Raw genomic sequence first — 19,961 nt, 5'->3', positions numbered from 1 at the left:
CCGTCGCAACGCAAACGCCGGACTTATGAAATCATGGCGTGCCGCTCCGTAGGAGCGCGCACGGCCCGAATGTGACAGCGATGACGCTCGTTCTCGAACAATTGCTCAACGGCCTGCAGTTCGGCGTGATGCTGTTCCTGCTCGCGGCCGGGCTGACGCTGATCTTCGGCATCATGGGCGTGATCAACCTCGCCCATGGCTCGCTCTACATGGTCGGCGCCTATGCCGCCGCCTTCGCCGCGGCGCAGACCGGCTCCTTCCTCCTCGCCGTGCTTGCCGGCCTCGCTGCCGCCGCCTTCATCGGCATGGTGATGGAGCTCGTCGTATTGCGAAGGCTCTATGCACGAGACCATCTCGACCAGGTGCTGGCAACCTTCGCGCTGATCCTGATCTTCAACCAGAGCGTGACGCTGCTCTTCGGCCGCCAGCCGCTCTTCGTCTCGGTGCCCCCGGCGCTGAACGGCTCGGTGCAGCTCCTGCCCGGCCTGACCTATCCGGTCTATCGCCTCGCGATCATCGCCGTCGGCCTTCTCGTCGCGCTCGGGCTCTACCTGCTGATCAACCGCACCCGCGTCGGCATGCTGGTCCGCGCCGGCGCCACCCATCGCGAGATGGTGCGTGCGCTCGGCGTCGATATCCGTCTGCTCTACACTGCGGTCTTCGCGCTCGGCGCGCTGCTCGCCGGCCTTGCCGGGTTGATGGCCGGGCCGATCCTCGCCGTGCAGGTCGGCATGGGCGAGCAGATCCTGATCATGACCTTCGTCGTGGTGGTGATCGGCGGCGTCGGCTCGATCCGCGGCGCCTTCTTCGGCGCGCTGCTCGTCGGCCTCGTCGATACCTCGCTGCGCGCCTTCATGCCCGGCCTGCTGCGGCAGGTCATGACCGGTTCGGAGGCCGATGCGCTCGGCGCCGGCCTCGCCTCGATGGGGATCTATCTGCTGATGGCGATCGTGCTGCTGGTGCGGCCCAAGGGACTGTTCCCCGCCCATGTCTGAGAACGCCATTACCCGCACGGATACTGCCGCGCCGGCGCTGGGCCGCATCCTCGCGCTGCTGGCCCTCGCCGTCGCGCTGATCGCCCTGCCCTTCATCGTCAAGGCGGTCGGCCAGCCGGCGCTGGTGCCCTTGGCGACGCGCGTCCTGATCTACGCCATCGCCGCCGCCAGCCTGAACCTCGCGCTCGGCTTCGGCGGGATGGTCTCGTTCGGCCACGCCGCCTTCTTCGGCATTGGCGGCTATGCGGTCGGCATCCTCTACCGGACCTTCGCCGACGACGCGCTCTTCCTCGGCTTCATCCCCGGCACGGACCAGCTTTTGATCACGCTGCCGGCCGCGATCCTCGTCGCCGGCCTCTTCGCCTGCATCATCGGCGCGCTCAGCTTACGCACCAGCGGCGTGCAGTTCATCATGATCACGCTCGCCTTCGCGCAGATGCTGTTCTTCCTCTTCGTCTCGCTCAAGGCCTATGGCGGCGATGACGGCATGACGATCCGCCGCCGTAATGCGCTGTTCGACCTCAACACCCGCGACGACGTGACCTTCTATTTCATCTGCCTCGCGATCGCGGCGCTGGTCTTCCTGGCGCTCTGGCGCATCGTCGGCTCGCGCTTCGGGATGGTGCTCGCCGGCATCCGCCAGAACGAGCGGCGCATGGCGGCGATCGGCATCGCGCCCTATCGCTACAAGCTCGCCGCCTTCGTCATCTCCGGCATGGGCGCCGGCCTCGCCGGCGCGCTGATGGCGAACTACCTGCGCTTCGTCAGCCCGGACATGTTGCACTGGACCAAGTCCGGCGAGCTCATGATCATGGTCATCCTCGGCGGCGTCGGCACCTTGCTCGGCCCGCTGCTCGGCGCCGCCGCCCTCGTCATCCTCGAGACCGTGCTGACGAGCTGGACCGAGCACTGGCAGCTCGTGCTCGGTCCGATCCTGCTCCTCGTCGTGCTCTTCACCCAAGGAGGGCTCAACGGCCTGCTCGCTCGCCTCGGCCTCGGCAGGAGCGCGCCATGACCGCGACGCTCCTCTCGGTGCGCGGCCTGCGCAAGCGCTTCGGCGGCCTCGTTGCCACCGACGGCGTCGATCTCGACGTGCGTGACGGCGAGATCCATGCGCTGATCGGCCCCAACGGCGCCGGCAAGACCACGCTGCTGACCCAGCTCTTCGGCGAGCTCTCGCATGATGAAGGCGCGATCACGCTGTCCGGCGAGGATATCGGCGCCCTGCCGACCGCCCAGCGCGTCCGGCGTGGCCTCGCCCGCACTTTCCAGATCACCCAGCTCCTGCCGGACTTCACGATGCTCGACAATGTCGCGCTCGCCGTGCAGGCCCATGAGGGTCACAGCTTCCGCTTCCTCGGCAATGCGCGCCGCGACGAGAGCCTGCGCAGCCGCGCCCGCCAGCATCTTGCGACGGCGGGTCTGAGCCACCGCGCCGACATCAAGGTCGCCGATCTCTCCCATGGCGAGCAGAAGCAGCTCGAATTCGCGATCGCGCTCGCCTGCGAGCCGCGCCTCCTGCTACTCGACGAGCCGATGGCGGGGCTCGGCCATGCCGAGAGCGAGCAGATGGTCGCGATGCTCTCGGCGCTCAAGGGCCGCGTCACCATGCTGCTGGTCGAGCACGACATGGAGGCCGTCTTCGCATTGGCCGACCGCATCTCCGTGCTGGTCTATGGCCGCGTCATCGCCACCGGCACGGCCGAGGAGATCCGCGACAACCCGGAGGTCCGCACCGCCTATCTCGGCGAGGGAGACGCCTGATGCTGAGCGTGCGCAACCTGCAATCCGCCTATGGCCGAAGCCAGGTCCTGTTCGACGTGGCGCTCGACATCGCCGAGGGCGAGGTCGTGACCCTGCTCGGCCGCAACGGCATGGGCAAGACCACGACCGTGCGCTCGATCATGGGCCTGCTCGCGCCGAAGGGCGGCGACATCCGCTTCGAGAGCCAGGACGTCCGCGGCATCGCGCCCGAGAAGATCGCCCGCTGCGGCATCGGCCTCGTGCCGGAGGGCCGGCAGGTCTTCCCGACGCTCTCCGTGCGCGAAAACCTCGTCGCCACCGCCTCGAACCGGCTGAAGCGCTCCTCGCCCTGGACGCTAAGTCAAGTCTACGCCCTGTTTCCGCGCCTTCAGGAACGCGCCGGCCAGTCCGCCCGCACGCTCTCGGGCGGCGAACAGCAGATGCTCGCGGTCGGCCGCGCCCTGATGACCAATCCCAAGCTCCTCATCCTCGACGAAGCAACGGAGGGGCTGGCGCCGGTGATCCGCGCGGAGATCTGGAGCTGCATCGAGGCGCTGAAGGCGCAGGGCCAGTCGATCCTGCTGATCGACAAGAACATCAATGTGCTCAAGCGCATCGCCGACCGGCACTACATCATCGAGAAGGGCCGCACGGTCTGGTCGGGCTCCAGCACTGACCTCGCGGCCAATGCGGAACTGGTGCATCGCTATGTCGGCGTCTGAGACGGACCTCTACGAGATCGTCGCGCAGAGCGCCGAGAACGATCCGGTCGAGGCCCTGCGCGATGCACTGGGTGACATCCTCGCCGGTCTCATCGCCGCCGGCTGCGGCCCGCATCACCTGCGCGAGATGGTTTGGGAAACCGATCGACCCGAGGCCTTCCACCTCTCCCGCCATACGGTCGAGCTTGCCTATCGCGAGACCTTCGCCGGCTTCCGCCCGCCGATCCGCCTTCAGCCCCGTTCCGAACCCGGCCTGACGATCCGCGCCCGCCATGCCGCGGCGCAGCCGCTGCCCGAGACGCTGGTCGATGGCTACACGCTGCGCGAGCTCGGCCGGCAATACAGCCCGCGCCTCCAGGCCGACATGAAGGCGCTGTTCCGGCAATGGAGCCGCGACGGCGAGGCCTTCCGCGCCCGCCACGGCGCCGCCGATCTCGCCTATAGCCCTGGCCGCTTCGAGACGCTCGATCTCTACCGCCCGGCCGGCGCGACGCGCGCGCCGATCTTCGTCTTCATTCATGGCGGCTACTGGCAGGCCTCGGACAAGGTCCAGCATGCCCAGTTCGCGCAAGGCCTGCTCGATTCAGGCTTCGCCGTGGCCATGCCGAATTACGGGCTGGCGCCGGATACGCCGCTGGAAGCGAGCCTCGCCCAGAGCGTCGCCGCCCTGAACTTCCTCGCCCGCGAAGCCGATGCGCTCGGCCTCGACGCCGACAGCCTGCATGTCTCCGGCCATTCGGCAGGCGGGCACCTCGCCGCCATGGCGCTCTGCGCGCCGGATGCGCCGCCGATCGCCTCGGCCCTGCTGCTTTCCGGCCTCTATCACCTCAACTCGCTCGGCCATCTGCCGCTCGGCCGCCTGCTCGGGCTCGACGATGCAGCGCGGTCCACAAGGCTGAGCCCCATCGCCCAGCCGCGCCCGCAATCCACGCGGATCGCCTTCGCGGTCGGCGAGGGCGAGAGTGACGCCTTCAAGGCGCAATCGGCCGCGCTGGCCGCGACATGGCAGGCGCCGGCGCCCCTGATCTGCCCCGGCCATCATTTCAGCATGCTGGAAGGCCTGAACGGCGGCGCCCTGCTCGACCTCGCCCTGCGAACGGCGGAAGGCCCATGACCAAGCCATCGCACAAGCCGCTGCGTCTCGCCCTGATCGGCTGGGGCGCCATCAACCGTCGCGTCGCGGAGCTGCTGGTGGAGAGGAGCAAAGGCGACATAGCAATCGCCGCTGTCGCCGTCCGCAACGCCGCCGCAGCCATCGATATCCCGAGTGGCGCGAAGCTGATCACCGCACCGGGCAAACTCGCCGGTCTCGACCTCGATCTCATCGTCGAGGCCGCCGGGCGCGAAGCGGTCGGCATCTGGGGCGAGGCGGCGCTTGGAGCGGCGCCAGCCTTCGCCGTCGCCTCGACCAGCGCCTTCTGCGATGACGCCCTGCTCGCTCGCTTGATCGCCGCCGCCGAAAGCAGCGGCAGCCAGCTCCTGATCCCGCCCGGCGCGCTCGCCGGCATCGACGGCATTGCCGCCGCTTCCCTGCTGCCGCTCGACGAGGTCGTCCACCGCATCGTCAAGCCGCCGGCCGCCTGGCGCGGAACCTCGGCCGAAACCCTGATCGCGCTCGACGGGCTCACCGCAGCGACGGCCTTCTTCTCGGGCACTGCCCGCGAAGCCGCATCGCGCTTTCCCCAGAATGCCAATGTCGCTGTCATCACGGCGCTCGCCGGCATCGGTCTCGACCGCACCCGCGTCGAGCTCGTCGCCGATCCAGCTGCGGGCGGCAATGGCCACCAGCTCAGTGCGCGCGGCGCCTTCGGCAAGCTCGAGATCGCCATCGAGAACCGGCCGCTCGCCACGAACCCGAAATCCTCGGAAATGACGGCGCTGGCGCTGGTCCGGCTGATCGAGAACCGCGTGCGCACGCTGGTGCGCTAGGCCGCGCCTCCCGTCATGCCCCGGGCCTGACCCGGGCATCTCGGAAACCAGCGCCATCTGGTCATGAGATTCTCGGGTCTGCGCTTCGCTGCGCCCGAGAATGACGCACGCGGCGAGTTCGCATCATTCATAACCATAACAATCTGAATTTATCTGATTTAGCCGACTGGATCACAGAATGACCCGCCACCTATGGTCCTTCTGAGGACGGCAGACACGCCGCGCAAAGACTGCTGAACGCATCGCCAGCCGAGGCTTCCATGACGACCTATCCCGATCTCAAGCTCTATATCGGCGGCGCCTGGCGGAAGACGGCGGAGGAGCAGCCGGTCATCAATCCGGCCGACGAGAGCGTCATCGGCGCGGTGCCGCTCGCGTCTCAATCCGATCTCGACGACGCGCTGACGGCCGCCGCCGAGGGTTTCAAGGTCTGGAGCCGCATGGCCCCGCGCATCCGCGGCGAGATCATGCTAAAGGCCGCCGCGCTGATGCGCGAGCGCGTCGAGGAGATCGCTCACTCCATCACCCTGGAGCACGGCAAGCCGCTGGCGCAGGCCCGGCTCGAAGTGGTCCGGGGCTGCGAGTTCTTCGAATGGGATGCGGCCGAAGGCCAGCGCGCCTATGGCCGCGTGATCCCGAGCGAGCCCGGCATCCGCTATGTCGTGATGCACCAGCCGGTCGGCACGGTCGCGGCCTTCTCGCCCTGGAATTTCCCGATGAGCCAGCCCTGCCGCAAGATCGCGGGCGCGCTCGCGGCGGGCTGCTCGATCATCATCAAGGCGGCGGAGGAGACCCCGGCGGGCGCCCTCCATATCGCGCGCGCGTTGCATGATGCCGGCGTGCCGCCCGGCGTGTTCAACCTCGTCTTCGGCGTGCCCGCCAAGATCTCGGGCTATCTCATCCCGCAGGCGCAGACCCGTCTCGTCGCCTTCACCGGCTCGACCTCGGTCGGCAAGCATCTCTCGGAGCTGGCGGCGCGCCATATGACGCCGGTGCTGATGGAGCTCGGCGGCCATGCCCCGGTGATCGTCTGCGACGATGTCGACCCCATCGCGGCGGCCCATCTCTCGGCCACCCGCAAGGTCCGCAATGCCGGCCAAGTCTGCACCTCGCCGACCCGCTTCTTCGTGCAGCAGGACATCTACGAGCGCTTCACCAAGGCCTTCGTCGAGAAGGCGCAGGCTACGACCGTCGGCAACGGCCTCGATGCCCGGACCGAGATGGGACCCGTCGCCAACCATCGCCGGATCGAGGCGCTGGAAGCGCTTACCGCCGATGCGCGGGCCCGCGGAGGGCGCGTGCTGACCGGCGGCGAGCGTCTGGGCAATCGCGGGTATTTCTTCCCGCCCACCGTCCTCACCGAATTGCCCGACGATGCCCGCGCGCTGCGCGAGGAGCCCTTCGGACCGATGGCGATCATCAACCCCGTCCGCTCGATCGAGGAAGCGATCGAGAAGGCCAATTCCCTGCCCTTCGGCCTCGCGGCCTATGGCTTCACCCATTCGGCCGCCCGTGCCGACCAGCTCGCGGATGGCATCGAGGCCGGCAATGTCTCGATCAACACGCTGGAGGCCTCCGTCGCCGAGGTGCCCTTCGGCGGCGTCAAGGACAGCGGCTATGGGCGCGAGGGTGGCGCCGAGGGTCTGGCGCACTATATGACCGTGAAGACGCTATCTCACAGGATGGTCATCTAGCCGCAATGCGCCAGATAGGCTGACCGGTTATCCTGCTGGCAGGAATGCCATAGGGACGAAATATTGCGCATGGACGGGGTGGAAAGCTGGCGGCTCCGGGTTTTCCCGGCATTCTGGCCGCGATGATTCGCATCCCCCTCCTGTCCCTGCTGGTGCTGGGTCTCGGCGCCTGTGCCGTGGGGCCGGACTATGCGCCGCCCGCGCTCGACCTGCCGCAGCGCTGGAGCGCGGCCGCCGGCGGCAAGACATCGCCCAAGCCAAGCGAATGGTGGCGCGGCTTCCGCGACCCCACCCTGAACGCGCTGATCGATCAGGCCATCGCCGGCAATCTCGATGTCGCGCAGGCCAAGGCCCGCATCCGCGAGGCGCGTGCCGCCCGCGAGCAGGCGGTCGGTGCCCTCTTCCCGCAGGTCGATGGCGGCGCCTCCGCCACGCGCTCGCGCTCGTCGACGGTCACCCGTAACAGCTTCCGCGCCGGCTTCGACGCCTCCTGGGAGATCGACCTGTTCGGCGCGCGCGACCGCGCCGTCGAGGCCGCGACCTATGGCACCGATGCCGCCTTCGACGATCTCGACACGGTCATGCTGACGCTGATCGGCGATGTCGCCTCGACCTATGTCGAGGCGCGCGGCCTGCAGGCGCGGATCGTGCTCGCCCGCAGCACCGCGAAGACCCAGCGCGAGACCGAGGCGCTGACCCGCACCCGCTTCCAGGCCGGCGACATCTCCGCCATCGACACGGCCCGCGCCGCCGCCCAGGCCGCCAGCACCGAAGCGCAGATCCCTTCGCTGGAAGCCTCGCTTGCCCAGAGTCAGCACCGGCTCGCCGTGCTGACCGGCCGCCCGCCGGCCGCGATGGCCGGCTATTTCAATCGCGCGGCGGCCGTCCCCGGCACGCCAGCCCCGCCGCGCGCCGGCATCCCGGCCGACGTGCTGCGCCGCCGCCCGGATGTCCGCTCGGCCGAGCGCCAGCTCGCCCAGGCGACCGCCCGGATCGGCCAGGCCGAGGCCAATCGCTATCCGTCGGTCTCGCTCACCGGCAATATCTCGACCTCGGCGCTCAAGCTCGGCGACCTCGCCAAGAACAGCGCCATCGGCTGGTCGATCGGGCCGAGCCTCAGCGTGCCCATCTTCAATGGCGGCGAGCTGGCTGCGGCCGTCGACGCGGCCCGCGCCCGGCGCGACCAGCAGGATGCGGCGCTGAAGCTCGCAGTGCTCACCGCCTTGCAGGATGTCGAGGACAATCTCGTCGGCTTGCGGCAGCAGCGACTGAGGCTCGGCAGCCTCACCGAAGCGGCCCGTGCGTCCGGCGAAGCGGCACGGCTCTCCCGCGCGCTTTACACGGCGGGCACGGCGAGCTTCCTCGATGTGCTCGAAGCCCAGCGCACGCTCTACGCATCGGAGGAATCGCTGATCCAGAGCCGGGTCGCGCTCGCGACGAGCTTCATCGCACTCAACAAGGCGCTGGGCGGCGGCTGGCTCAGGCCGGTCGAGGTCTCGGCCCCGGCCGTCGTCGATGCCGAGACCGGTCCGCGCCTGCGCATTTTCCCCATCGAGGAGCCGCAACCATGAGGCTGCGCCGCCTCCTTTTCCCCGCCCTGATCCTCGCGGCCGCCGGCGGCTACTATGTCTGGCAGGCCCGCCAGCCCTCGCCGGCCGAGACCGTCAGCCTGCCCAGCGCCGAGGCGGTGATGGGCAATGTCGAGGAAGCCGTGCTCGCCTCCGGCGCGCTGGAGCCGGTCCGGCAGGTCAGCGTCGGCGCGCAGGCGACCGGCCGCATCGTCTCGCTCAAGGTCAGGCTCGGCGACAATGTCGCGACCGGCGACCTGATCGCCGAGATCGACGGCATCACCCAGCAGAACGCGCTCCGTTCGGCCGAGGCCGATCTTGCCGCCCTCAAGGCCCAGCGCGCCGAGCGCAGCGCCAGCCTCGCCTATGCCCAGGCCGTGCTTGCCCGCCAGAAGCAGATGGTCGGCCAGAACGCCGTCTCGCGCGATGCCTTCGAGAATGCCGAGATGACGGTGAGCGTGACCCGCGCCCAGATCGAGTCGCTCGATGCGCAGATCCAGTCGAGCCAGGTCAAGGTCGAGGATGCCCGCGCCAAGCTCGGCTATACCCGCATCACCGCGCCGAGCCCCGGCACGGTGCTCGCCATCGTCGCGCAGGAAGGCCAGACGGTGAATGCGGTCCAGTCGGCGCCGACGGTCGTCGTGCTCGGCGACGTCTCGACCATGACCGTCAAGGCCAAGATCTCGGAAGCCGACGTGCTCCGCGTGAAAGCCGGCCAGGAGGTCTATTTCAGCGTGCTCGGCGCGCCGGAGCGGCGCTTCCCCGGCAAGATTTCCTATGTCGAGCCGGCACCCGACACATTGAAGACGCAGAACACGACGTCCTCGTCGAGCGCGAGCAGCTCGTCATCCGCCTCCAGCACCAGCGCCGTCTACTACAACGCCCTGTTCGAAGTGCCGAACCCGGAAGGGCGGCTTTTGACCTCGATGACGGCGCAGGTCACCGTCATTGTCGGGCGGGCGCAGAATGTCCTCACCGTGCCCTCGACCGCCGTCCGCCGCCGCGGTCCCAACGCCTTCGTCGATGTCATCGGCGCGGACGGCAAGCCGGAGCAACGCAAAGTCACGACCGGGCTCGACAACAAGATCGTCGTCGAGATCACCTCCGGCCTGAAGGCGGGCGAGCGCGTCGTCACCACCCGCAGCAGCGGCGGCCCGGATGCGACGCGCCCGACGCGCGCCCGGCGCTCGCCCTTTGGCTTCTGAGGCGCCCGCGATGGGCAAGCCGCTCATCCGCCTCGCCGGCGTCCGGCGCGATTTCGGCGAGGGCGAGGCCGCCGTCGCGGCGCTCGACGGTGCCGATCTCGTGATCGAGGCCGGCGAGATGGTCGCGATCGTCGGCCAGTCGGGCTCGGGAAAATCGACGCTGATGAACATCATCGGCTGTCTCGACCGCCCGACCGGCGGCAGCTACGAGATCGACGGCCGGCCGACCCGCGACCTCGACCCGGACGAGTTGGCGCGGCTCCGGCGCGAATATTTCGGCTTCGTCTTCCAGCGCTATCACCTGCTCTCGGAACTGACGGCACTCGCCAATGTCGAGGTGCCCGCGATCTATGCCGGCGTGCCGCCCGGCCCGCGCCAAAGCCGCGCCGCCATGCTGCTGGAACGGCTTGGGCTGGCCTCGCGCGCGACGCATCGCCCCTCGGAACTGTCAGGCGGCCAGCAGCAGCGCGTCTCGGTGGCGCGCGCGCTGATGAACGGCGCCCGCGTCCTCCTCGCCGACGAGCCGACCGGCGCGCTCGACCGCAAGAGCGGCGAGGAGATGCTGGCGCTGATCGAGGAACTCAATCGCGAAGGCCACACGGTCATCCTCGTCACCCATGACATGAATGTCGCGGCGCGTGCTCATCGCATCATCGAACTCAGCGACGGCCGGATCATCGACGACCGCCGGACCGCCCCGCGTTCGGAAGCCGTGCCGCCGCCCTCCCCCGTGCCGGCCCCGGCCGGGCTGCTGCGCGCCGGCTTCGGTCGACTCAAGGAAGCCTTCGGCATGGCGGTGCGCGCCATGGCCGCCCATAAGCTGCGCACGACCTTGACCATGCTCGGCATCGTCATCGGCATCGCCGCCGTGGTCAGCGTCGTCGCGCTCGGCGAAGGCGCCAAGCAGAACGTGCTCCAGAACATCTCCGGCCTCGGCACCAACACGCTGGAGATCTTCCCCGGCGCCGGCTTCGGCGACACGCGCTCCGGCCGGGTCAAGACATTGACCGTGCCCGACGCGCAGGTCCTGGCCGCCCAACCCTATGCCGCGAGCGTGACGCCGACGGTTTCGACCAGCGCGACGATCCGGCTCGGCAATGTCGAGGCGACGGCGCTCGTCAACGGCGTCAGCGAGCGCTATTTCGACGTGCGCGGCAGCGTGCTGACGCGCGGCTCCTTCTTCACCGCCGAGGATGTCCGCACGCTGGCACAGGACGTCGTCATCGACGAGAACACGCTCAGTGCGCTCTTCCCGAATGGCACGGCCGACCCGATCGGCACGGTCTTCCTGATCGGTTCGGTGCCCAGCCGCATCGTCGGCGTGATGCGCCAGCAGCAGGGCGGGTTCGGCGGCAGCCAGAACCCGCAGATCTTCATGCCCTATACCTCGGTGCAGGGCCGGTTCCTCGGCGATCTCTCGCTGCGCTCGATTACCTTGCGCGTCGACGACGACACGCCGATGGCGGCAGCGCAGGAGGCGGTGACGGAGCTATTGACCCACCGCCATCGCGCCAAGGACTTCTTCATCTTCAACCAGGACGAGATCCGCAACACCATCACCGCCACCACACAGACGCTGACGCTGATGATCTCCTCGATCGCCGTCATCTCGCTGCTGGTCGGTGGCATCGGCGTGATGAACATCATGCTGGTTTCGGTGATCGAGCGCACCGGCGAAATCGGCCTGCGCATGGCGGTCGGCGCACGCCGCAGCGATATCATGCAGCAATTCCTGATCGAGGCCTCGCTGGTCTGTTTCATCGGCGGCGCGCTGGGCATCGGGCTGGCGCTCGCCATCGGCTATGGCTTCGAGGCGTCGGGCTCGCAGATGCGGTTCATCTATTCGGGCGAGGCCTTCGCCGTCGCCATCGCCTGCTCGACGCTGATCGGCCTGACCTTCGGCTTCCTGCCAGCGCGCAACGCCGCGAAACTCGACCCCGTCGCGGCGCTGGCGCGGGACTAGCCGCGCCCGCTGCGACGCGGTGTTTCCGGCATGAGGCGCCCGGCGCTCGAAAGAATGCTGTCGGCGAGCGCCCGCGCCGCCGCCTGATGCGACTGGCCGCCGATGACGACGAATTCGATCGTGCCCAGCGGCGGCAGCGCCTCGCGTGGCTCGACCTCGGCCAACCCCTGCGGGATCAGGCGGGCGGAATGCGCGGTGATGCCGAGCCCTGCTACCGTCGCGGCGCGCAGGCCCGCAAGGCTGCCGCTGGTGCAGGCGACGCGCCAGGCGCGGCCAGCCCGTTCCAAAGTCTCGATCGCATGGATCCGCGTGATGCTCGGCGGCGGATAGAGCACGAGCGGGACGATCCGTTGCTCTGCCAGCCTTGCGCCCGGCGTACCGGCCCAGACGAGGCGCTCCTGCCAGGCGACCTCGCCGCGCTCGTCGCCCTTGCGCCGCTTGGCGAAGATCAGATCGAGCTCGCCCGCGTCATATTGCTCGTAGAGCAGGCCGCTGAGCCCCACCGTCAGCTCCAGATCGACCGCATGATGCTGCATGGCGAAAGCGGCCAGGATTTCCGGCAGCGCCGTATAGGCGAAATCCTCGGAGACCCCGAGCCGCAGCCGCCCGCGCAGCGTCGAGCCGGCGAGATAGCGCTCGATCCGCTGGCCGGCTTCCAGCGCCTGTCGCGCGAAGGGCAAGATCGCGTCCGCATCCGGCGTCGGACGCACGCCATGGGTGTCGCGCTCCAGCAGGCGCCGGCCCAGTCGCTTCTCCAGGCGCGCGACATGCTGGCTGACCGAGGACTGGCGCAGGCCGAGCTGCCGCGCCGCCTCCGTGAAGCTCAGCGTCTCGCAGACCTTGAGGAAGCTCTGCAGCAGGACGGGATCAAGCGGCTTCGGATCGAAATCGAACATCATCACAACTCATGATAGCCGATATCTCAGCTAGCATGGATCACAATGAAGCGGAGGAAGATTACAACGCGGCATTCCAGCTGAAGGACAGCAGATGCTCCGCCGCACCCTCGCCCGCTTCGGCATCGACCCCTATCTGATCGCCCTGATGGCGACGGTCGCGGTCGCAGCCGTTTTCCCCGCCCATGGCAACGGCGCGGTGATCGCCAATGACGCCGTCTCGGTCGCGGTGGCCCTGCTGTTCTTCCTTTACGGCGCGCGGCTATCGCCGGCAGCGGTCTGGGAAGGCCTGCTGCACTGGCGCCTGCAATCGCTCGTCTTCGCCAGCACCTATGTGTTGTTTCCGCTGCTCGGCCTCGTGCTCACCCGCGTCTTCGCCGGTGTCCTGCCATCGGAACTGATCGCCGGCTTGATCTTCGTCTGCATCCTGCCCTCGACCGTGCAGTCCTCCATTGCCTTCACCTCGATCGCGCGCGGCAATGTCGCGTCAGCCCTGTGCAGCGCCTCGGTCTCCAACCTCTTCGGCATGGTGCTGACGCCGCTGCTGGTCGTGCTGCTGCTCGATTCCAAGGGCGGCGGTTTCAGCACGCGCGCCGTCGAAAGCATCGCCCTGCAATTGCTGATGCCCTTCGTGGCCGGGCAATTGCTGCGTCGCTGGATCGGGCCCTTCCTGCAACGCCACAAGGCGCCGATCTCGCTGGTCGATCGCGGCTCGATCCTGCTCGTCGTCTATGCCGCCTTCAGCGAGGGCATGGTCGCCGGCATCTGGTCGCAGGTCACGCTCGCCGATCTCGGCCTGATCATGGCGCTCGACGTCGTCCTGCTGGCCGCCGTGCTAGCGATCACGACCTTCCTCAGCCGGCGCCTAGGCTTTTCCAAGGAGGACGAGATCGCAATCGTCTTCTGCGGGTCGAAGAAGAGCATGGCGAGCGGGATCCCGATGGCGAACATCCTGTTCCCCGGCCAGGCGCTCGGCCTGATCGTGCTACCGCTGATGCTGTTCCATCAGGCGCAGCTCTTCGCCTGCGCCGTTCTCGCCCAGCGCTATGCGCGCCGCCCGGCAGAACTGGGTGCGGAAGCGCCCGGCTTACCAGCTTCGGCCAAGGCCTGAACGGCGCAGCACCTTCCTCGTGAACATCCATCTTTGACGGGAACAGCTCCGGCCTCTCCGAGGTTGTTGTCCTGCACGGCTCAGCCGTCACCCTCTCCGAAACCAGGATTCCCCGGCGCGCCGGGGAGCGATCATGGAGGCGAGACATGAAGCAGGACGACAAGACCCAGCACGAGATCCGGAAGATCGCCTATGATCTCTGGATCAAGGACGGGCAGCCCGAGGGCCGCGATCGCGAGCATTGGGAAGCTGCCAAGGAAATCTGGGCATTCCGCAGCCACAACCACGTGCTCGAGGAATCCGGCGATTCCGACGCCGGCACGGCGAAGAAATCCCGGTCGGCTTCGAAGGCGGCGTGACGCTAGGGTCGCGCCGCCCGAAAGCCGTCAGGGGCAGGCGTAGCCGTTCGCGATTGGCTGGCAGCGTGCGCCGGTGGGCAGCACCAGCGCGCCGCGCTCGCGCTTGACATAGTCGCCGTTCGGCAGCGTGAAGCCACCGGTATAGTCCGGCGAGACCCGCGTCCCGTCCGGCAGGACGAGCTGTGCGCCGTCGCGGACGATATGCTTGGCGGGCGCGGCCTCGGGCTGCGGAACAGGCCGGGGGCGGGATGAAACGCAGCCGGCGGCCAGAACGGCAACCAGGCTGGCGGCAATCGATATCCTGATCATGCCCTATCTTTGCCGCGCCTGACGGCAGGGTGCAACCCTGCCCGCGTCCTATCGGATATCCCTCTCGGTCAGTCGCGGCCAGTTGCCGTCCGCGCGGGCAATGTAAGTCTTCGTCCGGCCGAGCCAGGTCTTCCGCACGTCGAGATCGTAGTTGAGATAGAGCCTGCCATCGACGATCGACCAGGCTTCCGGCTCGATCTTCACGAGATAGCCGCGCGACGTGCCATAGGCGCAGAAGCCGCTATAGGCCGGCAGGTAGCGCTCCGGATCGGCCTCGAACAGTGCCTTGTGCGCGGCGCTGGCGAAGCGCCAGACGGCACCGCCATGCCGGACCGAGAATTCCGGTTTGCCGAGCCGCGGCCCGCCATCGCGGAAATAGGCGACGGGGTCGTAGCCGCGGATAGCCAGACCATCCGGCGAACCCAGAGTATTGACCGGGCGGGGCGTGTCAGCCCGGGCGTGGCCGGTGCCGGCCATCGCGATGGCCCAGCCGAGGAAAGCGCGTCTGTCGAGCATGACCAACCTCCCTCAGACCCGCCGCGCTTCCAGCACCTCGAAGACATAGGCTGCGAGGTAGCCGTAGATCGCGTGGCCGATGAGGCTCATGACGGAGAGGCGCGGCACGTCGTTCAGCAGGAACTGCTGCCCGGCCAGCGGCGCGAAGAAGGCGAGCGCGATGAAATAGGTGATCACGCCCCAGATCCAGCCATCGGCCGGCATGCCGAAGCTCTTCACCCAGCGCGTCAGGACCCAGTAGCCGAGCGGGTAGAACAGGAAGCCGGTGACGAAATGCAGCAGCTTGGCGGTCGGCGTCGAGATCATCAGGCCGAGCTGATGGAAGAAGAGCGATTTCACCAGCTCCGGCGGCTCCAGCGGATACTCGGCGAACCAGGCGGTCGGCACGGCCGAGAACAACTCCCAGAAGCCGAGCCCGGCAAAACCGCCGAGCGCGAGATTGACGACGGTGCGGGTAGAGGGCAGCGCGAAGCCGCCGGTCATGGTCGCGGTGGTCATGGCGTGTTCGGTCCTTCCTATGGTCAATGAGCAATGGCGAGTGGGGTTGAAGCGATAGCGAGCGCGGCGAGGCGCCCGGCGCCGCGATGGCGCAATTGCGCCAGCCGACGAGCGGCGAAGAGGTTTGCGCCGCCGCGGCGTGTCAGCCGTTCGCCGAGGATCCGAGCGGCCCGGTCATGCTGGCCCGAACGGATCAGGCTTTCGGCATAGGCCTGCTCGAACAGGTCGCGCTGGGCATGGCTGCCGCCGATCGCGAGCAGGCCGCTGCGAGCCGCGCCGAGCAGGCGGGCCGCTTCGTCATGATCGCCTTCGTGGAAAGCGATCAGCCCGAAGGCCGCAAGCGCCCCGTTGCGGGCAGCGTCCCGCCTTTCGCTGCTGGAATGCAGCTCGGCATCCTCGATCAGGCTGCGCGCGATGGCCTCTGCCCCATCGGTCTGACCGGCGCCGAGCAGCGACAGGGCATAATGCAGGTCGGCGAAGACGAGGCGCCCGTCGTGGATGCGGCCCTCGGCCTTGGCGGCGAGCTCTTCCCAGCGATCGCCGACATCGACGCCGGCATAGCCGAGCCGGGCGAGCAGCGAGGCGCCGTTGGCGATGTCGCGGTAATCGTCTGTCGCATCGGCCCGGATTTCCTCGTCATAGAGCCGCAGCACCTCGCCGGTCTCGCCGCGCTCCAGCCGGAACAGCGCGAGATGCCAGAAGATGTGGAAGCGCAGGTTGTTGGCATGGGCGATCTCACGCCCGTCGCCGAGCCAGGCGATGCCCTCGTCGACCCGTCCGGTCATCTCCAGCACATGGGCGACGGCATGGCGACCCCAGGCGTCCCGCGGGCTCAGGGCCACGGCGCGGCGTCCGGCATGCTCGGCCTGCGCATAGAACCCGCGCTCCTCCAGGGCGAAGGCATGGCAGCCATGGACGAAGCCTGCGAGCGGGTGGCTCTCGCCGAAGCCCGGCGCGAAGCGGTTCAGGGTCGCAAGCATCTGCGCTTGGTCGCCGAGCATGAACCGCAGGCCATGCGAGAGCTTGAGCGCCAGCACGTCGAAGGGATGGGCGAGCAGGATCGCCTCCAGCCGCTCGGCCGCCCGGCGCGGGGCGTCGTCGAGCCAGAGCGCCAGCGCCTCGATCACCATCGCCTCGCGCCGCGTCACCGGCCGCCGGGCAGCGGCGGCCCGCGCCTTACCGAGGCAGTCACGTGCCGCGGCGACGAGCTCGGCCCGCGCCAGCGAGAGCAGCATCAGCCCCTTGGCGGCATGAGCGAGCGCGAAATCCGGGTCGGCAGCGAGCGCCCGGGCGAGATGCTCGGGCGTCGCGGCGGCATGGGCCATCAGCGCCTCCAGCATGTCGTTCCAGGCAAGCCGGGCCGCATCGTTCGCGACGGTGATGCGATCGCCGGAGAGATCGTGATGCATGGCACAAGACATGGGCTGCTCCATTGCCGCGCCGCGAAGGGGCGCTTGTGAGGGAGTTCGCAACGGCGCGATCAACCGGCGTTCAACTCGCTTCACGGACCCGTGTAGTCAGTGCGGGGCCTGCGGATGCGCCCTGACGCTCCGGAGCGGGCTTCTGCGCGTGGCCGGCCCAGGGCGCGCTCTTGAACCAGCCGGCCACGAGCGCGGTGGCGAGGATCAGCGCGAAACCGATGAGGTTGAGCAGCCCGACCAGAAGCTCGCCCCGCCCGGCCATGTCGGCGATTGTGCCGAGCAAACGCGCCAGCACGACGCTCGCCAGGAAACAGGCGAGCGACTGCCGTCCGATCAGGATGAGGAGATGGCCCGCGCCGCGGTCGAGCCGGTCCCGCCATGGCTCCATCAGGCTGAGCACGAGATAGGCGAGCGCGAGGAAATGCAGCACGCGCAGGATGTGCAGGTCGGTCTTCTCGCTGGCCGGGATCAGCAGGTCGCGCACCGTCTGCGCAAAGGGCCAATGCTCAAGGATGCCCCAGAAGGACAGCGGCACCGACAGCAGCAGGAAGACCCCGGTAACGAGCATCAGCCGGGGATCGCCGAGCCGGGGCACCGTCAGCCATCCCATGCCGATGAAGAAGCCGATGAAGAAGATCAATTGCCAGGCAAACGGGTTGAGGAACCAGCCGGCCCCGTTCCAGGGATTGCCGGAGAGATTGAAGCCGGTGGCCCAGACCATCGCGTAAAGCGCCACCGCAATCAGGAAAGGCAAGGCGGCATGGACGCGCCGCGCCAGCATCATCACGGGCACCAGCGCCAGGATGACGAGATATATCGGCAGGATGTCGAGATAGTCCGGCTGCCAGGTCAGCGTGACCAGGCCGAGCAGCGCCTGCTCCGGATCGGACAGCAGGGGTGCGAATTGCCGCGCGATCTCTGCCAGGCCGAAGATGCGATCGAGCGCAGCCGCAAGCGCGATCAGGCCGAGCACGAGCCCGACCTGCGCCCAATAGACCTGCCAGATCCGGTAGGCGATGCGCGCCGTGCCCATGGCGAGCCCGCGCCGGACGAAGACACCGCCGAAGGCGAGCGCGCTGGCGATGCCGGAGCAGAAGACGAAGAGTTCGGCACCGGACGAGAAGCCGAAACGCGCGGGAATCCAGGCATTCCAGCTGTTCTCCGGCAAATGCGCGACGAAGATGATCAACATGGTCAGACCTCGGAAGAGGTCGAGCCGCTCGTCGCGCGGGCGCCTTGCCGGAGCGGAGGCAAGCGCGGCCATCAGAACGCCCCCTCGTAGCTTGCGGCATCGATGCGGCAGGCCAGCAAGGTGAAGCCGTCGCGCCGAAAGGCGGCCTCGGCTTCGCGCGCAAGCGTCTCGCGATCCTGAACCGTCACGCCATGGCCGCCCATGGCGCGCGCGACCGCCGCGAAATCGGTACCGCCGAAATCGACGCCGGCCCGTGCCAGCCCCATCTGCCGCTGCTTCAGCGCGATCAGCCCAAGGCTCTCGTCGACGAGGGTGACGATGACGACGGGCAGCCCGAGATCGCGCAGAGGCGCGAGTTCGCCCAGCACCATCTCCAGCCCGGCATCGCCAACGAAGCAGAGCACCGGCCGGCCCGATCCGAGTGCGGCGCCGGTCGCCAGCGGCAGCGCGCAGCCCATGGTGCAGAGCCCGGTCGATTGCAGCAGCTGCTGCGGCCCATCGCAATTCCACATCTGGCTGAGCAGGATGCGATGCGCGCCGGAATCGGCTGTCGCGACTGTGCCGGCCGGAGCCACCGTGCGCAGGGTCTCGAACACGGCATGCGGCCCCCAGGCGGCCGGCGCGGCGAAAGCCTCGCGGAGGGCCGCCCGGATCACCGCGGGCTCGCCACCCGGCCAGACGGAGGACCGATCCGGCAGGGCGTCGGCGAGCCGCGTCAGGATTTCGCCGACATCGCCTTCGAGCAGGAGCGTCGCGGAATGCATGCCGTGGGGCATCGCCTCGGCGACGATATCGATGACCGGCTTGTCTTCTGGCCAAGGATGGCGCCAGCCCTGACGCATCTCGATCGGGTCGTAGCCGGCGAGCACGATCAGGTCGGCAGCTTCGATCAAGGGCTTTACGAGCGCATCGGCCTTCGGCGAGAGGCCGATGCCGCCGATGACGCGCGGATCGGTTTCAGGCAGCAGTCCCTTGGCCTTGTAGGTGGTCAGGAGCGGCGCGCCGGTGCGGGCAACGAAGCGCTCCAGCGCGGCGCTGCCTCCCTGGTTCACGAGGTCGAGCCCGGCGATGACGAGCGGCCGACGCGCCGCTGCAAGCAGTTTGGCAGCGGGGTCGCGATCAGCCGGTACTGCCGGCACGGGAAGCAGAGGCTGGCCGGTTGATGCCTGCCGCTCTGCCTGCGCCTCGGCCACCGAGATCGGCAGGTCGATATGGACCGGCCCGGGCCGGCCGCGCCGGGCGAGCGCGACCGCCTTGGCGATGACGAGCGCCTCCGTGCCGGGCGACGCCCGAAAGCTCGCCTTCACCAATGGCCGCAGCACGGCCTGATGATCGAAGACCTGATGGGTGTAGCTCTCGGCCACGGCCTGATCGACGCAGCCGGTGATGAACAGCAGCGGCACGCGGTCCTGGCTGGCATGGGCGACGACAGTGACCGCATTGGCGACGCCGGGACCGAGCGTCGCCACCAGAACGGGCTGGGCGCCCGTCATGTGCCACAGCCCCTCGGCCATGAAGCCGGCGGCGTTCTCGTGCTTGGCGAGCAGGAAGCGGATGCCCGCCCGCTCCAGCCCATCGACCAGTGCCAGCACCTCGCCGCCGGGGATGCCGAAGGCATGGGTCGCGCCCGCCGCCATCAGGCCCTCGGCGATGATGTCCGCGCCGGTGAGACGCTGCGCTGGCGCCGCGTTCAAGGGAACGGAATCGGATATCGTCTCGTGGCGCATCAGATCTCTCCGGCAATCCGCGCGGGCGGGTTTGCCGGAGAGATCGCAGCGGAGATGCCGTCGGTTACAGGCTCACGGAGACGTGAGCGCGATGCCGGCCGGAAGCCCCTTCA

19 protein-coding genes are annotated in these 19,961 nt (G+C 68.6%); 12 read left to right on the top strand and 7 right to left on the bottom strand.

The window, feature by feature from the left end:
• The first annotated feature begins 80 nt into the window (after positions 1–80).
• The 10 genes from AC07NY_RS04735 to AC07NY_RS04690 all read left to right on the top strand — a co-directional run bounded on the left by AC07NY_RS04735 (position 81) and on the right by AC07NY_RS04690 (position 11,819).
• Positions 81–995 (top strand): branched-chain amino acid ABC transporter permease, encoded by a 915-nt coding sequence (locus tag AC07NY_RS04735; RefSeq protein WP_494582176.1) that lies wholly within the window; start codon positions 81–83, stop codon positions 993–995.
• Positions 988–2,010 (top strand): branched-chain amino acid ABC transporter permease, encoded by a 1,023-nt coding sequence (locus tag AC07NY_RS04730; protein ID WP_494582174.1) that lies wholly within the window; start codon positions 988–990, stop codon positions 2,008–2,010. Before AC07NY_RS04735 ends, AC07NY_RS04730 begins: the two co-directional genes overlap by 8 nt.
• Positions 2,007–2,759: an ABC transporter ATP-binding protein gene (locus AC07NY_RS04725; RefSeq protein ID WP_494582172.1), complete on the top strand. Its 753-nt coding sequence runs from the start codon at positions 2,007–2,009 to the stop codon at positions 2,757–2,759. The genes AC07NY_RS04730 and AC07NY_RS04725 overlap by 4 nt, the downstream gene beginning before the upstream one ends.
• Positions 2,759–3,460, top strand: a complete 702-nt coding sequence (locus tag AC07NY_RS04720; RefSeq protein WP_492285175.1) for an ABC transporter ATP-binding protein — start codon at positions 2,759–2,761, stop codon at positions 3,458–3,460. The genes AC07NY_RS04725 and AC07NY_RS04720 overlap by 1 nt, the downstream gene beginning before the upstream one ends.
• Positions 3,447–4,574 (top strand): alpha/beta hydrolase, encoded by a 1,128-nt coding sequence (locus tag AC07NY_RS04715; protein WP_494582171.1) that lies wholly within the window; start codon positions 3,447–3,449, stop codon positions 4,572–4,574. The genes AC07NY_RS04720 and AC07NY_RS04715 overlap by 14 nt, the downstream gene beginning before the upstream one ends.
• Positions 4,571–5,389: an aspartate dehydrogenase gene (locus tag AC07NY_RS04710; RefSeq protein ID WP_494582169.1), complete on the top strand. Its 819-nt coding sequence runs from the start codon at positions 4,571–4,573 to the stop codon at positions 5,387–5,389. The genes AC07NY_RS04715 and AC07NY_RS04710 overlap by 4 nt, the downstream gene beginning before the upstream one ends.
• 260 nt (positions 5,390–5,649) lie before the next feature.
• A complete protein-coding gene (locus AC07NY_RS04705; RefSeq protein WP_494582167.1) occupies positions 5,650–7,083 on the top strand; it encodes an NAD-dependent succinate-semialdehyde dehydrogenase in 1,434 nt (477 codons plus the stop codon).
• Between the two features lie 122 nt (positions 7,084–7,205).
• Positions 7,206–8,654 carry an efflux transporter outer membrane subunit gene (locus AC07NY_RS04700; protein ID WP_494582165.1) on the top strand — a complete coding sequence of 483 codons (1,449 nt, stop codon included), beginning with the start codon at positions 7,206–7,208 and terminating at the stop codon, positions 8,652–8,654.
• A complete protein-coding gene (locus AC07NY_RS04695) occupies positions 8,651–9,856 on the top strand; it encodes an efflux RND transporter periplasmic adaptor subunit (RefSeq protein WP_494582163.1) in 1,206 nt (401 codons plus the stop codon). The genes AC07NY_RS04700 and AC07NY_RS04695 overlap by 4 nt, the downstream gene beginning before the upstream one ends.
• 10 nt (positions 9,857–9,866) lie before the next feature.
• Positions 9,867–11,819, top strand: coding sequence for a MacB family efflux pump subunit (locus AC07NY_RS04690; protein WP_494582161.1), 1,953 nt, complete (start codon positions 9,867–9,869; stop codon positions 11,817–11,819).
• Here the strand turns inward: AC07NY_RS04690 and AC07NY_RS04685 are convergent.
• On the bottom strand, positions 11,816–12,718 hold the full coding sequence (locus tag AC07NY_RS04685; RefSeq protein ID WP_494582159.1) for a LysR family transcriptional regulator: 903 nt from the start codon (positions 12,716–12,718) through the stop codon (positions 11,816–11,818). The genes AC07NY_RS04690 and AC07NY_RS04685 overlap by 4 nt on opposite strands.
• Before the next feature lie 91 nt (positions 12,719–12,809).
• Here AC07NY_RS04685 and AC07NY_RS04680 point away from each other — a divergent pair, with 91 nt between their 5' ends.
• Positions 12,810–13,826 carry a bile acid:sodium symporter family protein gene (locus AC07NY_RS04680; protein WP_494582157.1) on the top strand — a complete coding sequence of 339 codons (1,017 nt, stop codon included), beginning with the start codon at positions 12,810–12,812 and terminating at the stop codon, positions 13,824–13,826.
• 146 nt (positions 13,827–13,972) lie between these two features.
• A complete protein-coding gene (locus AC07NY_RS04675) occupies positions 13,973–14,185 on the top strand; it encodes a DUF2934 domain-containing protein (RefSeq protein ID WP_494582155.1) in 213 nt (70 codons plus the stop codon).
• A 27-nt stretch (positions 14,186–14,212) separates the two neighbouring features.
• On the opposite strand, the gene AC07NY_RS04670 is transcribed toward AC07NY_RS04675, so the two are convergent.
• From AC07NY_RS04670 to AC07NY_RS04645, 6 genes are all read right to left on the bottom strand, one after another.
• Entirely contained in the window at positions 14,213–14,494 is a 282-nt protein-coding gene (locus AC07NY_RS04670) for a hypothetical protein (RefSeq protein WP_492285185.1), read from the bottom strand.
• A 48-nt stretch (positions 14,495–14,542) separates the two neighbouring features.
• Positions 14,543–15,010, bottom strand: coding sequence for a YHS domain-containing (seleno)protein (locus tag AC07NY_RS04665; RefSeq protein ID WP_494582153.1), 468 nt, complete (start codon positions 15,008–15,010; stop codon positions 14,543–14,545).
• Between the two features lie 12 nt (positions 15,011–15,022).
• Entirely contained in the window at positions 15,023–15,508 is a 486-nt protein-coding gene (locus AC07NY_RS04660; RefSeq protein ID WP_494582151.1) for a hypothetical protein, read from the bottom strand.
• A gap of 23 nt (positions 15,509–15,531) precedes the next feature.
• Positions 15,532–16,929, bottom strand: coding sequence for a tetratricopeptide repeat protein (locus AC07NY_RS04655; RefSeq protein ID WP_494582149.1), 1,398 nt, complete (start codon positions 16,927–16,929; stop codon positions 15,532–15,534).
• 70 nt (positions 16,930–16,999) lie between these two features.
• Positions 17,000–18,193 carry an OpgC family protein gene (locus tag AC07NY_RS04650; protein ID WP_494582148.1) on the bottom strand — a complete coding sequence of 398 codons (1,194 nt, stop codon included), beginning with the start codon at positions 18,191–18,193 and terminating at the stop codon, positions 17,000–17,002.
• On the bottom strand, positions 18,193–19,848 hold the full coding sequence (locus AC07NY_RS04645) for a thiamine pyrophosphate-binding protein (protein ID WP_494582146.1): 1,656 nt from the start codon (positions 19,846–19,848) through the stop codon (positions 18,193–18,195). The genes AC07NY_RS04650 and AC07NY_RS04645 overlap by 1 nt, the downstream gene beginning before the upstream one ends.
• Between the last annotated feature and the right edge of the window lie 113 nt (positions 19,849–19,961).

The organism is Allobosea sp. GW821-FHT09G06 (assembly GCF_059416005.1).
This window is presented reverse-complemented; position numbering and strand designations above follow the sequence as displayed.

What these genes read in the sequence shown, in the direction of transcription:
- AC07NY_RS04715 (WP_494582171.1), top strand. Translation starts at nt 3,447, where the DNA reads ATGTCGGCGTCTGAGACGGACCTCTACGAGATCGTCGCGCAGAGCGCC.
- AC07NY_RS04675 (WP_494582155.1), top strand. Translation starts at nt 13,973, where the DNA reads ATGAAGCAGGACGACAAGACCCAGCACGAGATCCGGAAGATCGCCTAT.
- AC07NY_RS04725 (WP_494582172.1), top strand. Translation starts at nt 2,007, where the DNA reads ATGACCGCGACGCTCCTCTCGGTGCGCGGCCTGCGCAAGCGCTTCGGC.
- AC07NY_RS04685 (WP_494582159.1), bottom strand. Translation starts at nt 12,718, where the DNA reads ATGATGTTCGATTTCGATCCGAAGCCGCTTGATCCCGTCCTGCTGCAG.
- AC07NY_RS04650 (WP_494582148.1), bottom strand. Translation starts at nt 18,193, where the DNA reads ATGGCCGCGCTTGCCTCCGCTCCGGCAAGGCGCCCGCGCGACGAGCGG.
- AC07NY_RS04690 (WP_494582161.1), top strand. Translation starts at nt 9,867, where the DNA reads ATGGGCAAGCCGCTCATCCGCCTCGCCGGCGTCCGGCGCGATTTCGGC.
- AC07NY_RS04665 (WP_494582153.1), bottom strand. Translation starts at nt 15,010, where the DNA reads ATGCTCGACAGACGCGCTTTCCTCGGCTGGGCCATCGCGATGGCCGGC.
- AC07NY_RS04655 (WP_494582149.1), bottom strand. Translation starts at nt 16,929, where the DNA reads ATGTCTTGTGCCATGCATCACGATCTCTCCGGCGATCGCATCACCGTC.
- AC07NY_RS04720 (WP_492285175.1), top strand. Translation starts at nt 2,759, where the DNA reads ATGCTGAGCGTGCGCAACCTGCAATCCGCCTATGGCCGAAGCCAGGTC.
- AC07NY_RS04710 (WP_494582169.1), top strand. Translation starts at nt 4,571, where the DNA reads ATGACCAAGCCATCGCACAAGCCGCTGCGTCTCGCCCTGATCGGCTGG.
- AC07NY_RS04670 (WP_492285185.1), bottom strand. Translation starts at nt 14,494, where the DNA reads ATGATCAGGATATCGATTGCCGCCAGCCTGGTTGCCGTTCTGGCCGCC.
- AC07NY_RS04680 (WP_494582157.1), top strand. Translation starts at nt 12,810, where the DNA reads ATGCTCCGCCGCACCCTCGCCCGCTTCGGCATCGACCCCTATCTGATC.
- AC07NY_RS04730 (WP_494582174.1), top strand. Translation starts at nt 988, where the DNA reads ATGTCTGAGAACGCCATTACCCGCACGGATACTGCCGCGCCGGCGCTG.
- AC07NY_RS04705 (WP_494582167.1), top strand. Translation starts at nt 5,650, where the DNA reads ATGACGACCTATCCCGATCTCAAGCTCTATATCGGCGGCGCCTGGCGG.
- AC07NY_RS04695 (WP_494582163.1), top strand. Translation starts at nt 8,651, where the DNA reads ATGAGGCTGCGCCGCCTCCTTTTCCCCGCCCTGATCCTCGCGGCCGCC.
- AC07NY_RS04660 (WP_494582151.1), bottom strand. Translation starts at nt 15,508, where the DNA reads ATGACCACCGCGACCATGACCGGCGGCTTCGCGCTGCCCTCTACCCGC.
- AC07NY_RS04645 (WP_494582146.1), bottom strand. Translation starts at nt 19,848, where the DNA reads ATGCGCCACGAGACGATATCCGATTCCGTTCCCTTGAACGCGGCGCCA.
- AC07NY_RS04700 (WP_494582165.1), top strand. Translation starts at nt 7,206, where the DNA reads ATGATTCGCATCCCCCTCCTGTCCCTGCTGGTGCTGGGTCTCGGCGCC.
- AC07NY_RS04735 (WP_494582176.1), top strand. Translation starts at nt 81, where the DNA reads ATGACGCTCGTTCTCGAACAATTGCTCAACGGCCTGCAGTTCGGCGTG.